At 49.3% G+C, this 14,837-nt stretch carries 16 protein-coding genes; 8 read left to right on the forward strand and 8 right to left on the reverse strand.

The features are described from left to right. The first annotated feature begins 55 nt into the window (after positions 1-55). Entirely contained in the window at positions 56-592 is a 537-nt protein-coding gene (locus FEK30_RS12535) for a ferritin-like domain-containing protein (RefSeq protein ID WP_138073362.1), read from the forward strand. Positions 593-617: 25 nt separating this feature from the next. Here FEK30_RS12535 and FEK30_RS12540 read toward each other — a convergent pair whose 3' ends face one another. Then, positions 618-1,040, reverse strand: coding sequence for a hypothetical protein (locus FEK30_RS12540; protein WP_138073363.1), 423 nt, complete (start codon positions 1,038-1,040; stop codon positions 618-620). A gap of 63 nt (positions 1,041-1,103) precedes the next feature. Next, a protein-coding gene (locus FEK30_RS12545) for an IS1 family transposase (RefSeq protein WP_232321324.1) occupies positions 1,104-1,813 on the reverse strand; the annotation gives its coding sequence in 2 pieces (ribosomal slippage) (positions 1,104-1,519 and positions 1,519-1,813; 711 coding nt in all). 273 nt (positions 1,814-2,086) lie between these two features. Between FEK30_RS12545 and FEK30_RS12550 the strand changes: the two genes are divergently transcribed. From FEK30_RS12550 to FEK30_RS12570, 5 genes are all read left to right on the forward strand, one after another. Beyond that, a complete protein-coding gene (locus FEK30_RS12550; RefSeq protein WP_065710797.1) occupies positions 2,087-2,365 on the forward strand; it encodes a hypothetical protein in 279 nt (92 codons plus the stop codon). 112 nt (positions 2,366-2,477) lie between these two features. Further along, the gene (locus tag FEK30_RS12555) at positions 2,478-3,143 is read left to right on the forward strand and encodes a (2Fe-2S) ferredoxin domain-containing protein (protein WP_138073364.1); all 666 of its coding nucleotides are present in this window, start codon (positions 2,478-2,480) and stop codon (positions 3,141-3,143) included. Positions 3,144-3,570: 427 nt separating this feature from the next. Beyond that, positions 3,571-5,199 (forward strand): ABC1 kinase family protein, encoded by a 1,629-nt coding sequence (locus FEK30_RS12560; RefSeq protein WP_012307258.1) that lies wholly within the window; start codon positions 3,571-3,573, stop codon positions 5,197-5,199. 113 nt (positions 5,200-5,312) lie between these two features. After that, a complete protein-coding gene (gene cysE / locus FEK30_RS12565) occupies positions 5,313-6,050 on the forward strand; it encodes a serine O-acetyltransferase (RefSeq protein WP_065710799.1) in 738 nt (245 codons plus the stop codon). A gap of 76 nt (positions 6,051-6,126) precedes the next feature. Then, a complete protein-coding gene (locus tag FEK30_RS12570; protein ID WP_138073365.1) occupies positions 6,127-6,357 on the forward strand; it encodes a DUF2283 domain-containing protein in 231 nt (76 codons plus the stop codon). Positions 6,358-6,405: 48 nt separating this feature from the next. Here FEK30_RS12570 and FEK30_RS12575 read toward each other — a convergent pair whose 3' ends face one another. From FEK30_RS12575 to FEK30_RS12595, 5 genes are all read right to left on the reverse strand, one after another. Next, positions 6,406-6,876: a CRR6 family NdhI maturation factor gene (locus FEK30_RS12575; RefSeq protein WP_138073366.1), complete on the reverse strand. Its 471-nt coding sequence runs from the start codon at positions 6,874-6,876 to the stop codon at positions 6,406-6,408. 11 nt (positions 6,877-6,887) lie between these two features. Continuing rightward, on the reverse strand, positions 6,888-7,907 hold the full coding sequence (locus FEK30_RS12580; RefSeq protein WP_138073367.1) for an ABC transporter ATP-binding protein: 1,020 nt from the start codon (positions 7,905-7,907) through the stop codon (positions 6,888-6,890). 15 nt (positions 7,908-7,922) lie between these two features. Beyond that, on the reverse strand, positions 7,923-8,435 hold the full coding sequence (locus FEK30_RS12585; protein WP_030006969.1) for a Fur family transcriptional regulator: 513 nt from the start codon (positions 8,433-8,435) through the stop codon (positions 7,923-7,925). Positions 8,436-8,613: 178 nt separating this feature from the next. Then, on the reverse strand, positions 8,614-10,101 hold the full coding sequence (locus FEK30_RS12590) for a nucleotide-binding protein (protein ID WP_138073368.1): 1,488 nt from the start codon (positions 10,099-10,101) through the stop codon (positions 8,614-8,616). Between the two features lie 54 nt (positions 10,102-10,155). Further along, entirely contained in the window at positions 10,156-10,560 is a 405-nt protein-coding gene (locus FEK30_RS12595) for an Npun_F0494 family protein (protein ID WP_065710802.1), read from the reverse strand. A 303-nt stretch (positions 10,561-10,863) separates the two neighbouring features. Here FEK30_RS12595 and bchB point away from each other — a divergent pair, with 303 nt between their 5' ends. Beyond that, the gene (gene bchB, locus FEK30_RS12600; RefSeq protein WP_138073369.1) at positions 10,864-12,390 is read left to right on the forward strand and encodes a ferredoxin:protochlorophyllide reductase (ATP-dependent) subunit B; all 1,527 of its coding nucleotides are present in this window, start codon (positions 10,864-10,866) and stop codon (positions 12,388-12,390) included. A 141-nt stretch (positions 12,391-12,531) separates the two neighbouring features. Further along, positions 12,532-13,518 (forward strand): methionyl-tRNA formyltransferase, encoded by a 987-nt coding sequence (gene fmt, locus FEK30_RS12605; protein ID WP_138073370.1) that lies wholly within the window; start codon positions 12,532-12,534, stop codon positions 13,516-13,518. Positions 13,519-13,582: 64 nt separating this feature from the next. Here the strand turns inward: fmt and FEK30_RS12610 are convergent, their stop codons facing one another. Continuing rightward, entirely contained in the window at positions 13,583-14,782 is a 1,200-nt protein-coding gene (locus FEK30_RS12610) for an HhoA/HhoB/HtrA family serine endopeptidase (RefSeq protein ID WP_138073371.1), read from the reverse strand. Between the last annotated feature and the right edge of the window lie 55 nt (positions 14,783-14,837).

Genomic DNA, 14,837 nt, shown 5'->3' on the forward strand with positions numbered 1-14,837 from the left:
GCACAATCAATGGTCATTTTCCGACACTAACTTAACTTATCTTTGCTTTTTTAAAATGTTCAAAAATCTAGAAATTGCCCTGAACGAAGCCCTCCAAGACGAATACAAAGCCTGTGAAACCTACCATGTTGTCATTGAAAAATTTGGAGCAGTGCGCCCTTTTATTAACATTATCGAAGCTGAAAAACGACATATCCGCGCCCTTTTACCCCTTTTTCGTAAATATCAACTGCCCATCCCCATTAACCCTTGGGTAAACAAAATCCCTGCCCCCGCAACCCTCCATGAGGCCTGTTTAGCGGGAGTACAAGCGGAAATTGAAAATGGCGAAATGTACAAAAAACTCCTTGCTCTCAGCGAAGGCTATGACGATGTGCAACGGGTCTTTCGCAATCTGCAACGGGCTTCCCAACAAAATCACCTCCGCACCTTCCAACGGGCCGCAGGATTACCGATCAATACCCCACCCCTCGACCCCGAACAGGCAACATTCTATGGACAACGAGGCACAGGGGGAAGGAAAGGGCGGGGCTTTCGACATGGTCAACGCAGAAGAACTCTGTCTGGCCACTGTGGGACGAGCTGTCGTTAATGTTTCGGGGGGCGATCGCCTTTGGCTAGCAGTGAAATTTTGGAGCTTGAGCCTCTACATTCACTGCCGCCAGGTCAACACCCCCCATCTCCAAGGGCTGACCCGCACGGCAACGGTTACCCTGCCCGGTCATGCCTCGATGACCCATTCCACCACGCCCTCGATGGGGGGCCCGATCAAGAACGGTCCGAATTTCTGCAATCAGTTGACGAACCGGTTCCCATGCTTCACCGGGATTGGTGTCGCACTGGGCTTGATAATTTACCAAGATATCCTCGAGTTGCTTGAGGGTTTGCCCCGTGAGAACAGCCTGCCCGCGATCTAAATGCTTTCCCAAGGTTAATAGCTCCTCTTCAATCGCTGCGGGGACGCGAATCGTTTTCGTTGCGCCACTCTGCCATGCACTCTTACGACCTGCACCGGGACGCATTCCGCCTCTACCTCTCATTATCTTTCCTCCTGAAAAATGTGGGAAATCTATTACTTTATCTACCTTCAAGATAGGGTAGTACTAAAGGGGTAATGAGGAATTGTAGTGATGGATGAAATTCCACAATAGTCCAATGTGATTAAATACACACTTGGAGAAGGCTAGACTGCGTCTCACAAACCGTGACATCCTTTGCCTCACAGTACAATTAAAGCGCTCAATATAACTGGTTTTACCACTCTGTTTGCTAACCACCCGATGACGCTTTGAAGGGAATACGCCACGGTAGGCTTCCCACTCATCCGTGTAGAAGACTCCACATTGCCGATATACCCCAGGCAATGACGCCCACAGTGCTTTTGCACTCTCTCGACCACGGCAACCAACGTGCAGACCAATAATTTCCCGGGTTTGAACGTCAAGGGCCAGCCAGACCCACTGTTTATTGCCTTTGTGGTCAACAAAAGACCAGAGTTCGTCACACTGCACCTTTAAAGACCCCTTTTTTTGGGGACAACCTTGGCTCTTCTTGGTACTTGTGCTGCTTTCATATTGACGTAATTTTGCAGCCATTGTTCAGAAACTTGAACAGCTCTGGCGATGCCGGCCATCGAAATACGTTCGAAAAGCAGACGGTCAATCAGAGCGCGGGTTTCAGCATCAATGAGTTTATTGGTGGGATGTTCCACGAATTGACGACCGCATTGCTTGCAGAGAAAGCGCTGTTTACCGTTGTGGATGTGCCCATTTTTGACTGTATGTTGGGATTGACAGCTGGGACATTGAGGCATGGGTCGGAGTCAATGACTTCCGTTCTACCTTAACAAAACCGTCATTACCCTTTTAGTACCACCCAAGATAGCTCTCTGTTGATTTCGTGTCAATATCTAAAAGTCTTTAGGGAAAGAGTTTATAGATTTCGTCACAGAATAAAAGTCGCCACTGTTGCCATCTCCAGCCTAATACATTAAATTTCCCTATAAGAGATGCTTCAATTGCAAAAGCTGTGCAATAATAAACTCGGATTTACCCTGCAAAACTTTCAATGAGGTTCAAATTTAGCCATGTCTTTGATTCACTGGAATAAGTCCGTCCTCAGTTTGCATCTCAGGGAAATTTTTGAGGATTATCATCGGGGTGATTCAACGGCGCTAACTAGTCTCGGGACGGTGATGTTGGGGGCGATCGCCTTATCGACCACCTTCAAATTGGGGAAACCGCTACTAAAACAAGCCATCAAGACCACCCTGACTCTTTCTACAAATCCCCCTTCTTCCCCCGTCTCACTCCGGGCCAATCTCGAATCATCCCAGCGTCATCTCCCAAATACTCGTTCCGAATAGAACATAGATTTTCCTGAAGACGTTACAGAAAAAAGCATCCTTAGCTTCAAATCATCGCCAAAAACAAGGGTTGTATCTGGTTCATTTGTTTAAGAAAGATTTTTATTTATCTATGATTACACTAGCCGTTCACCATCGATCTTTCACTTTTGTCGGTACAGCCAGCAACTTTAAACTGGGCAAACACCAGCGGATTCGACATTTTGACCTCCAGACGGACCATGGCTCCTACCGATTTAAGATTCCGAGCAAACTCCACAAACGGCTCCATTTTCAGCTCGAACTCCATAGCAAGCTAGAGGTGCGGGGCATCATTTGGCGTCATCCCAAAAAATCCAAAGAGAAGTTAGAAATCCAGCACATCGCTCTCTTGTCAGAGTCTCAAGGCGCAACACCTAATGAGTCCTTTGGCGATCGCCCCCTAGAAACTGCCGATTCAACGGGTAACGAAGATACCAACATCGCAGAAAATCCCTGCGCAAAAACCAATAGCGCTCAGAAAATTGTTCTTTGCAAAAAATCCACCTGTTGGAAACGGGGCGGTCAACTCATCTATGACCGTCTCCAACAAGCGATCCGTGACCAAGACATCGCTGACCAAGTTAGTATCGAAACCACTGGTTGCATGGGCCGCTGTAAAAAAGCGCCTAATCTGATGGTGATGCCCGACAAACAAAAGTACAGTAACTTTCCTCCCAATGCCGCGGCCGATCTCATCCACCACCATTTTCAAAAACACTTAGATCCACAATTTCTTGCCTCCGATCAAATTATTTGAGTGGATACCAAGATAAAAATAATAAATATTAATCCCAGACTTCGATGAGTTTATGAATGCCACTAACTCTTTATTCTCAAAACGTCTAGGGTAACCAATGATTTTGATCGAGCATTATTATTTACAGCTATTTCAATGTCTTTTTGTTTGCTTTGACTGATAGCAATTATTTAAAAGAACAAGTATGAAATAACTTAGGTCAGCACAGTAAAAGATAAGTGGCTTTAGAGAGTTTTTGATATAGGCGATATCATATAGACCTGCCTTATTTTTGGCTTACCAAGTCCTTAACCTCTTGACTCATTCGGCCATCCAACTATCACGAAAAAAAGCCAGAATTAAAGAATTTTTTTCTTTGGCCACTGTGGAATTTTCCGAAACGACTAACGTATAGTAGAGACCAAGCTAATTCTACATCGGGTGTTCCATGGTTTTTTCTCTGACCCAGAGCAGTTCACGCCAGCGGGAAATTATTGAAATTGTTTTCAGTAATGGTTGGGACTTCATGAAGAGTCTCCTGACTGGTGGTAAAGCCGATAAACCACAGATCCCCCCCCCTGAAGTTTTTCGCAATATTCTGGTGGAGCTAGGGCCTTTTTATGTCAAGCTCGGACAGCTTCTGAGCACTAGGCCCGATCTTCTACCCCCGAAATACATTGAGGCCCTCACTGCCCTCCAAGCCAAAGTCCCCACGGTGCCTTGGTTTGAAATTGAGCAAACCATTCGTCAGCAACTTTCTCAACCCCTCGAAGACGTTTTTCAAGAAATTAACCCCAACCCCATTGCAGCGGGTTCCATTGCCCAAATCCATCGGGCGGTTCTGCGGAATGGTCAAGCTGTCGCCCTGAAGGTACAACGGCCAGGCATCGATCAAATCGTCGCCCAGGACATTGCCCTTATTAAAGGAATTGCAGAACTCGCTGCTCTCACAGAATTTGGCCAAGATTATGATGTGATTGCCCTCGCGAAAGAGTTTACAAAAGCTGTCCAGGCGGAGCTCGATTTTCGTACTGAAGCAGGTTATACCGATCAGCTCCGGCGCAATTTAGCGAAAAGCAGTTGGTTCGATCAACAAAAACTGACGATTCCAGAAATTTATTGGGAGCTGACCACCGAAAAGCTGCTGGTCATGGAATGGCTCGACGGAAAACCCCTCCTTGAAGCGGAGGTCACTTCAGAAAAACAACGTCAAGCAATCACGACAATTTTGTTTCGGGCCTTTTTCCAGCAAATTTTTGTGGATGGTTTTTTCCATGCTGATCCCCACCCCGGTAATATTTTCTATCTCGATAGTCAGACGGTGGCGTTAATTGATTGTGGGATGATTGGTCGCCTTGATCCGCGCACCCAGAAGCTACTGACAGAGATGCTACTGGCCATTGTGGATATGGATGCCCAGAGCTGTGCTCAGTTGACCCTAGAACTATCCGAAGGGGCGCACACGACGAACTTAGCCCGCCTAGAAGCTAACTATGATCGCCTGCTGCGTAAATATTACGACCGGAGCTTAACACAATTGAATTTTAGTGAGGTGTTCTATGAAATTTTGCAGGTAGCCCGCAACAATAAGGTTAAACTGCCGGGAAATTTGGGTTTGTATGCCAAAAGTCTCGCCAATTTGGAGGGGGTCGCCCGCAGTTTTAATCCAGAGGTTAATTTACTCGATGAAATTAAACCCCTGATTACTGATATTTTCCGGCGGCAATTGGTGGGAGACACCCCGTTTCAGACCATGTTCCGCACGGTTCTCGATCTGAAAACCATTTCTTTGCGATCGCCGCGCCAGATTGACGTGATTCTCGACCGCCTCAGCTCAGAAACCCTCCAGTGGAATTTAAACCTGCGGGAACTCGACGGCCTGCGCCGCAGCATTGACGACTCCGCTAATCGCCTATCCTTCAGTATTGTGGTGGGGTCGTTAATCATGGGAGCCGCGATCATTACCATTTCGCCGAACCGTCAGTTAATGATTGTGAATGAAATTTTGTTTGCGGCAGCCAGTCTTTTAGGATTGTGGCTAATCATTAGTATTTTGCGGTCAGGACGCCTAAAGTAAATATCCTCTGGATGATGAAATCTAAAAAATTGCCCCAGGCAGAACAACCAAGGGATACTATAGAAAATGGCCTTGACCTTTGGCATGAATTATCGCTCTGATTAGAATTCATTATGCTCTCCACCCTCTTCGCCGACTTCCGCATTATTTTTGAACGAGATCCCGCTGCGCGTAACTGGCTTGAAGTTCTATTTTGCTATCCGGGCCTCCAAGCGCTGTTGTTTCATCGCGTCTCCCATGCCCTCTATCGCTCTGGTCTGCCGTTTATCCCCCGGTTTCTCTCCCATATCGCCCGCTTTTTAACGGGAATTGAAATTCACCCAGGTGCCCGCATTGGCCACGGAGTTTTTATTGACCATGGTATGGGCGTTGTCATCGGTGAAACGGCTATTGTTGGTGACTATTGCTTGATCTACCAAGGCGTCACCCTCGGCGGTACAGGGAAAGAGATTGGAAAACGCCACCCGACCCTCGGTGAAAATGTCGTTGTTGGTGGGGGAGCCAAGGTGCTCGGCAATATTGAAATTGGGAATAACGTGCGTATTGGCGCGGGATCAGTGGTTTTACGCCATGTGCCTTCGGATTGCACAGTGGTCGGCATTCCGGGGCGGATTGTCTATCGTTCTGGGGTCAAGGTCAATCCTTTGGAACACGGCAGCCTACCCGATTCGGAAGCAACGGTGATTCGTACCCTCTTAGACCGCATTGAAGCCCTAGAAGAACAAGTCCAAACTCTCCAAGGTCAACAGCAGCCGGATCTCGTAACAGCCCACCGTCGTCAAAATCACAAAGATAGCTGTCGCTTGTCTGACCGGGAAATTCAACAATATTTAGATGGTGCAGGCATTTAAGATTCAGGTAAAACCCGATCCACTCGAACAATAAAATGTTTGAGATGGATCGCTCAGGACAAACGACTTTCGAGCAATGAAAGTTAAGTATGATCTTGAAGTTGATGTGTTGCGCATCACCTTCAAAGATGTAGATATTGAGGAAAGTGGCGAAGAAAATCCTGGCATCATTCTTGACTATGATCAAAAAGGCCAGGTCATTGGCATCGAGATTTTACAAGCTTCAAAACGCATTGATAATCCCCAGGCCATTGAATACCAAATCCTACCAACATCTAGGGCTGCGGTGACAGAACCAATGGCTTAGTCTGTCCGAATATTACTCGTTCAAATTCAAAAGCTAGATCAAATTTCCCTAAAGACTATTTAAAAAGTCGTCGTCTAGTTCGTAGCCTAGTAATTGGGCGATCGCCTTTACCCGTGACTGGGGTTGAATGCCGAATTTCGGTAAAGTTTCGCTGAGGCAAAATACTTTATTCATCACAAAAATTTCGAGGGCTTCGGGGTTATATTGAATACCTTCGGTGCGATGAAATTGATGGGGCACGAGCATCGCCGTATAACGGCCTAATTCCCCTGCTTTCCAGTCGAGGAGGAAGGGAAACCAAGGAAAAATCGCATCGAGGCGCACAAACCAAAGACGAATTTCTGGGATTTCTGAAAGTTCGCGTGGGTCATTCGCTTCCTGGGGAAAATCGATCTTTAACTGAAACTTTTGCTCATGGTCTGCGAGGGCCTCATCGAGCAGGATCGATTGCACCAGGGTTTTCAGGGGGGCCAAATTAAGACTGAGGATGTCGCGTTGGGGAATTTTGATCTCTGCCATGGTTGCTTTGGTCAACAGTTTTCCCATTGTAAAGCTTGGAGATGGGCGCTGAGTGCTCCAAGGCTCATGAATTGCACTTGGCGATCGCCCTGGGATAAAAGCCAGCGAGTCGGCTGTTCCTGGAGATCGAGGCGCAATGGACAAGGCGTTTGTACCGCTTCAAAACCCAGACGCGTTAAAGCACGTTCTGTCCAAGTGGCTGCCAAACCTTGACCGATGAATTGGATCGGCGATCGCCGCTGGTACTGTAACTGAAACTGACCACTCATCTGATCAAAGTAAAAGCGATCGCTACTAAAGGTTGTCCCCAAATATCCCTCTAGGGCCAACTCCTCCGGTGTCCCCACCACTAACTTTTGGCTGGGGGTAATTAGCCAGAGCTGATCCGCACTCCGTAAGGCTAAATCGAGGTCATGGGTCGACATCAAAACGGTGCGTCCTTGTTGGTGCGCCAAAAACCGCAGCAGTTGCATCACTTCCACCCGGCGGGGCACGTCAAGATAGGCCGTCGGTTCATCCAGCAACATCAAATCCGTTGCCTGGGCCAAGGCCCGCGCAATCATCGCTTTTTGTCGTTCCCCGTCGCTAATATTGTTCAGGGGTTGGGCCTGGAGATTTGTCAAACCCACGGCGGCGATCACCTCCCGGACAATCTGTCGATCCGTTGGCCCCAAACGTCCTTGCCAATCGGTATAGGGATAACGCCCCAAGGCAACTAATTCCGTAACCGACATCCAGGCGAGATCAACCCGTTCCGTTAAAACCAAGCTGAGGCGTTGGGCACGCTGGGCCGCATTGAGGGCCGTCAGTGGTGTACCGTTCAGCCAAACTTGACCCGCTTGGGGCGCTTCAAGACCTGCCAATGTCCGAATTAGGGTGGATTTTCCTGATCCATTCGCGCCCACTAAACAAACAAACTGACCCTGGGCGATCGCCAGATTCAAATCCTGAAGTAAGGCCCGCCGTTGGTAACCCACCGTTAAATTTTCCGTGACCAATAAAGGCGATTGGGGTTGCAATGTTACCGTCAAAGGCGATCGCCTCGATTAATGGAGGTGGGTTTGGGCTTTTTCCCGCGAACAGACCCAATCGTGGGGGAGCGCCGAGGGCCAACCCATCAAGCGAGCCTCCGGACAAATGGTGGTGATCGTTAACTGGCAATCGAGTAACTCGAACCCCTGCTGTTGGCATTGGGCGATGCTGTGTTTGTTGATCGCGACATCCTCAAACTCAATGGTTTTATTGCACTGGACACAGACTAAATGGTGATGGTGCGCCTGGGACTGGTTCAGTTCATAATGCTTATGGCCTTCTGCTAGCTCCAGCTCCCGTAAAATGCCCATGCGAGTCATGAGTTTTACGCTACGGTACACCGTCGAGAGACTAATTTTTTCCTGTTGCTCCAATAACTCATTGTGCAAATCTTCAGCGCTGAGGTGTTCCCCCTTCGGCAAATTTAGAAAGGTGCGGAGAATTTTTTCCCGCTGGGGCGTTAACCGCCACCCTTTAGCATTGAGTTCGGTCTTGAGGGCGCTTACGTCGTAGGAAGGTACCAGCATATTTTTCAACAAGTTCAGCTTATTGACAATAATAAACGCCCTTTTCTACTTTTGCAACAATCTGGCCTTATTGCAAATAAATACTAACATTCAGGTCACCATCGGCCCCAAAAGGCGATCGCCTGCTGTAATCTACGCCAACAAAAATATTGCCCGTTTTTTTATCAACCGAGGACGATTAATCGGCACCCTCTAATAAAATCGTCGGATCAACATATTGCTCAAGGTGATTGGCGAGGGCTTCGAGGATTGCTTCTTGCCGTTCGTTGAAATTAGCAATACCTGTCGGTAGAGAAGAGAGGCCCCGTTTTTGGCGGAGGGCATTGAGCCAAAAGCGACACCAGGGGCCATTATTAAACAAACCTTGCAAGTAGACGGCCCAAATGTTTTGACTTTGGTTAACAAGACCCAGATTTGGGGTTTCAAAGAGTTGGGTATAACCGCTACTGGGAGCATAGTTCAGGATGTCACAGGGGAGGGTCATGCCGCTCAGGGGAAGATTTGGAAAGGGGAAGCGCGAAAATGTTTCGGCGGGGAAGAGGGCGGCCTTGGTATGGGGTTGGCTATCAAAGGGCGTTAAACCGAGGGCTGGTTGAAAATCGCCACTAGGGAGGGCAATTTTTTTGCTGAGGAGATTGGCACCATTGCCGATCCCTAACACCGTGCCGCCTGCATTGACATATTGCTGCAGCTGTTGGGGATAGCCGTATTTGTGGAGATAGTCGAGGTCGGCGATCGCCTGGCTGGTGTGGGGCACAATCACCGCATCGGGATAACCCAGGGTCTCGGTCGGATTAATAAATTCCAACTGTACCGAAGCCTCACCCATCAGGGCATCAAAGTCTGCATAGGGACAGAGGTGGGGGAGCTGGATTACCTGCAAGCGCAGTTTATTTTGAGGCAAATTTACAGGGTTATGGGCAACGGTAGTACACAGGCTTTCGGGGTCAAAGGCCAGATTTTGGAGGGGCCGAATATAGCCGAGGACGGGTCGTTTGAGATGCGTTTTGACCCATTGACTGGTTTGGGTTTCTTGGGGGCGATCGCCTTGCCACTGATTGAAGATTACCCCCCGAATTAGTTGACGATTTTCTGGGGAAAGCCGTTGCCAGAGGCCCCAGAGCTGATTAATGGCCCCTTCATGGGTGCAGTCGATCAAAATAATACCCGTGACGGGCGCCTCTAAACCCTTGAGAATCTCAAAATTTTGGTCGGTATCGCTGGTGAGGGGATGGTAAAGACTGTCGCGATAACTATCGAATAGCAGCACATCGTATTTCGGCGGCAATGCCATCAAACATTCTCGAATCAGCGGTCGCGCAATATCGTAATAACTATCGTAGTAAGCCGTTCGTTTGACAGTACCAATCCCCCGCCCTTGAATCAGCAGTTGAAATTTGGGCTTTGATTCACCAGGGGGGCTACAGGCTTTTAGTAAAACTGGGTTGAGATGGGTTGTTGGTTGAATTTTTGCGGCCCACGCTTGCCAAGCCGCTGATTGACTGACTTCTGCGTCGGCACTGACCCGATAACCTTTTGTGATTTCCGTTTGACTTTGGAAAGGAACAACTCGCAACCCTTGCCGAGTTAGGGAACGGGCCAGCGCCGTAATTAACCATGATTTTCCAGACCGACGACTAGGGCTAAAAATGGCGATCGCCCGCATGAAGCTTCCTCACATTAAACCGAAAGATAGATGCATAGATTTAGATTGTACAGTCTAGACCGAAAACCGACTCAGCCAACGTTGTAAAGCATTTTGGCACCGAGCCAGCCACGACACCTTTACCGCCTGGGGTGCCGATTGCCATTGGGCCAGCACCTGACGACCCAGGGGCGTTAAGCGAAAACTATCTGTCAAACCTTGACCATCAACCTCCCGCCGGAGCAATCCCACTTGAATCAGCCACATCATCAACTCTTCCACGGCCCCTTCCGGCAGCGATCGCCCACTATAACCCGCCCGGAGTCCAGCTTCTCCAGCAATATCAGGGAGCGCCACACTCTGATCTTTCATCGCTGCCAGTAGTTCCCACCGGAGCGGTGTGCAAGCAAAAGCCACCAGTGCCCGCTGTATCGTTTTGGGAGCGTATTGAATGGGTTTTGGTGTAAAAACTTGGGTCATGGCTGGGAGCAGAGACAATTGCAATCGAACGAAATTCATTAATAAGGTGCATTGTATATCCTTCCCCAAAGTTCTTGACGGCGAATCATCATCGAGGCAAAGCTTGAAATTCGTTGAAAGAAACAGACGATGACCCTTTATTCATAGAAATATCCCTTGAAATGAAACCATTTTCTTTGCGAGATACATCGTTTTATTGACTTTTGTTTTCTTCTCCGAGAACCCGAAAATCATTTGCGAAAATGACACTGACTGAGATCACTTTTGATCACAAACCAGTTTTTTTTGGGAGTAAAAATACCTATGAAACTTGCCTATTGGATGTATGCAGGCCCAGCCCACATCGGCACATTACGCATTGCCAGTTCTTTTAAAAATGTCCATGCGATTATGCACGCTCCCCTAGGCGACGATTACTTTAATGTGATGCGTTCGATGTTAGAACGGGAACGCAATTTCACCCCTGTCACCGCCAGCATTGTGGATCGGAATGTTCTGGCGCGGGGCTCCCAAGAAAAAGTTGTTGATAATATTGTCCGCAAGGATCAAGAGGAACGACCCGATCTAATTGTCTTGACCCCCACTTGCACTTCAAGCATTCTCCAGGAAGACCTCGAAAATTTCGTCGCTCGCGCCCAATTAGATGCCCAGGGTGATGTCATCTTGGCGGATGTGAACCACTACCGGGTCAATGAACTCCAGGCTGGCGATCGCACCCTCCAGCAAATTGTCCAGTTTTATATCAATAAAGCAAGAAAAAAAGGTGACTTAGCCACGGAGAAAACCCCGCAACCGTCGGTGAATATTATTGGGATTTCGACCCTTGGTTTCCACAACAACCACGACATCCGCGAACTGAAGACTTTGATGGCCGAGTTGGGGATTAGTGTGAATTTAGTAATTCCTGATAAGGCTTCTGTCCATGATTTGAAAAAATTGCCCCAGGCCTGGTTTAACCTCGTGCCCTACCGGGAATTGGGCCTGCCCACGGCAAAATATTTAAAACAAGAATTTGACCAACCCTATGTGGACATTACACCGATGGGCGTTGTGGAAACGGCCCGTTGCATCCGCGCGATCCAGAAGGTGATTAATGACCAGGGAGCCACGGCAGATTATGAAGCCTTTATCGAAGAACAAACCCTCCATGTGTCCCAGGCCGCTTGGTTTAGTCGTTCCATTGATTGCCAAAATTTAACGGGCAAAAAGGCGATCGTCTTTGGGGATAATACCCATGCTGTGGCAATGACGAAAATTCTGGCGCGGGAAATGGGCATCCATGTGGTGCTGGCGGGAACCTATTGTAAATATGATGCTGACTGGTTCCGCCAAGAGGTGAGCGAATACTGTGATGAGATCTTAATTAGCGAAGATCACGGCGAAATTGCTGATGCGATCGCCCGCCTAGAACCTGCTGCCATTTTCGGCACCCAGATGGAACGCCATGTGGGTAAACGGCTGAATATTCCCTGTGGCGTAATCGCCGCCCCGATCCACATCCAAAACTTTCCCATTGGTTATCGGCCTTTCGTGGGTTATGAGGGCACTAACCAAATCGCGGATCTGGTTTATAACTCCTTTACCCTAGGCATGGAAGACCATTTGCTCGAAATTTTCGGCGGCCACGATACCAAAGAAGTCATTACCACAACCATGTCGGCCAGTTCTGATCTGAATTGGACAACGGAAGCCCAGGGACAACTCAACAAAGTCCCCGGATTTGTGCGGGGCAAGGTGAAGCGCAACACCGAAAAATATGCCCGCGCCCAGGGACTCAGTGAAATTTCCCTGGAAGTGCTCTACGCCGCTAAGGAGTCTGTCGGTGCTTAATTAACGAGGCCCCCCTGCCCCCAGTTTGGGGGAGATTTAGGGGCAGTTCAAAAGACCGATGAGGTTTGCATAATCGCTAAGGTCGGGGGAGATCTGCGCTAAAGTGAAAGGCTGATCGCACGCTTGGTTGCTCTTTTTCCCATGCTTAAAGTTGTCTTTTTCGGTACGCCTCAGTTTGCAGTGCCCTACCTAGAAGCCCTTTTGAATCACCCGGACATTGAAGTGCTGGGGGTCGTTACCCAACCGGATAAGCGGCGGGGTCGGGGTAGTCAACTGATTCCGTCGGCGGTAAAAAAGGTGGCGATCGCCCATGATCTTCCCGTCTGGCAACCGAAGCGCATCAAAAAAGATCCTGAAACCTTAGCGGTTCTCGAAAATCTCCAAGCCGATGTGTTTGCGGTGGTCGCCTATGGCCAGTTGCTCTCGCCGCAAATTCTCCAGATGCCCCGGCTCGGCTGTGTCAATGGCCATGGTTCTCTGTTGCCGAAATATCGGGGAGCCGCGCCGATCCAGTGGAGCTTAGTCCAGGGGGAAACGGTGACGGGGATGACCACCATGCTCATGGATGAGGGGATGGATACCGGGGCAATGCTCCTCAAAGCCGAAACGCCCATTGATCTTTGGGATAATGCCCATGATTTGGCAGTGAAATTAGCGACCTCCGGGGCGGCTTTACTGACGGAAACCTTAATTCAACTAACCCAGGGAAACATCACCCCCATCCCCCAGGAGTCAGACCAAGCCACCTATGCGCCGTTGATTCAGAAAGAAGATTTTCAGCTAGATTGGCAAAAAGGGGCGATCGCCTTACATAACCAAGTGCGCGGTTTCTATCCCAACTGCCTCACCACCTGCCGCGATAAACCGTTAAAAGTGTTAGAAACGATCCCCCTCGTACCGGAATGTTTTGCGCAATATCCCGCAGCATATGAACCCCTCAAGGAATTTGTTGGGAACACAGGGAAGGTTGGGGAAATCGTGGCGATCGCCAAAAAATTTGGCCCCATCATCCAAACGGGAGACGGACTTTTGTTGCTCAAACAGGTGCAACCCAGCGGCAAAAAGCCCCAGTCCGGTTGGGATATGGTCAATGGGATGCGCTTAACTGTCGGTGAATCTTTGGGCTAGAGCGCAAAAAAAGTCCCCAGGTTGTGAACCCGGAGACCTTGGGGGAAATTTCAACTAAAAGAACCTAGGAAACCCCTTGCATTTGTGCCGTTCTCAAGGTGAGTTCTGAGGTGCGATCGCCCCGGCGCAGTTCCACTTTCAAGCTGGCATCAACGCCGCTCTGTTCCACGGTTTCCTGGAGTTGTTGGGCATTGGCGATCGCCTTACCGTTGATTTTCGTGATCACATCGCCCCGACGCAGACCTGCTGTTTCCGCTGGACTACCCGGCACCACACCCAGCACCAGCGCTCCGTTTACTTCCGGTAAGAGCACGATGGAATTGGGGTCGGCATTATTTTCCTTAGCCATCTCTGGGGTGAGGCTCACCATCCGAATCCCAATGAAGGGGTGAGGCACTTCTTTGCCAGCGGCGAGGGTGGGTTCAAGATCCTTCGCCTTGTTGATCGGGATCGCAAATCCAATGCCCATCGCATCCCGGCGGATCGCGGTGTTAATCCCAATCACTTCACCGTCGGCGTTGAGGAGGGGGCCACCGGAGTTACCGGGGTTAATGGCGGCATCGGTCTGGAGGAAATCGACCCGCTTATCGGGAATCCCTGCCTGGGCCGAAGACCGTTCTAGGGTACTGATAATGCCGAGGGTAACAGTATTATTCAAACCCACTGGATTCCCTACGGCGATCGCCCAGTCACCCACCTGCACAGACCCAGAATCACCGAGGGGAGCCACGGGAATAGACTCATTTCTGGGGTCAATTTTGACGACAGCCAAATCGGTGACTTCATCAGTACCCTTTACTTCCCCTTCAAAGCTGCGGCCATCTTTTAGGGTGACAGTAACGCGGTCAGCGCCGCTCACGACGTGGGCATTGGTGAGGATCACCCCAGACCGATCGGTAATAAACCCAGAGCCTTGTCCGGTAACCACCTGGCGCTGTTCATCGGGAAATTGCATCCCAAAGCGATCGCCAAAAAACTCCCGGAAAAATGGATCATTCATAAACGGGTCTTGGAAGCGGCGCACCACAGTTTTTTCTGTGTCTAGACGCACTACCGCTTGCCCTGTCCTGGCCACCGCATCGGCGACAAAACTTCGACCTGCTGCTACGGGTACCGCTGCCACTTCCTGGGGCGGATTGGTATCAGCTAAAGGTTGGTTGAGGGTTTGGCTAGAGCCTTGCATTGCCCCGAAGGTAATGGCACAGCCCACACAGAGGGCAACAATGTGGGTTGTAAATCGTTGGACAAATTTTGATCGTCTCATAGAAGTTTTTCTATCCAGTCTGTATAAAGTTTTAGGATGATGGCCACATCGAGCC

The organism is Picosynechococcus sp. PCC 11901, assembly GCF_005577135.1.
Classification (GTDB): domain Bacteria; phylum Cyanobacteriota; class Cyanobacteriia; order Cyanobacteriales; family MRBY01; genus MRBY01.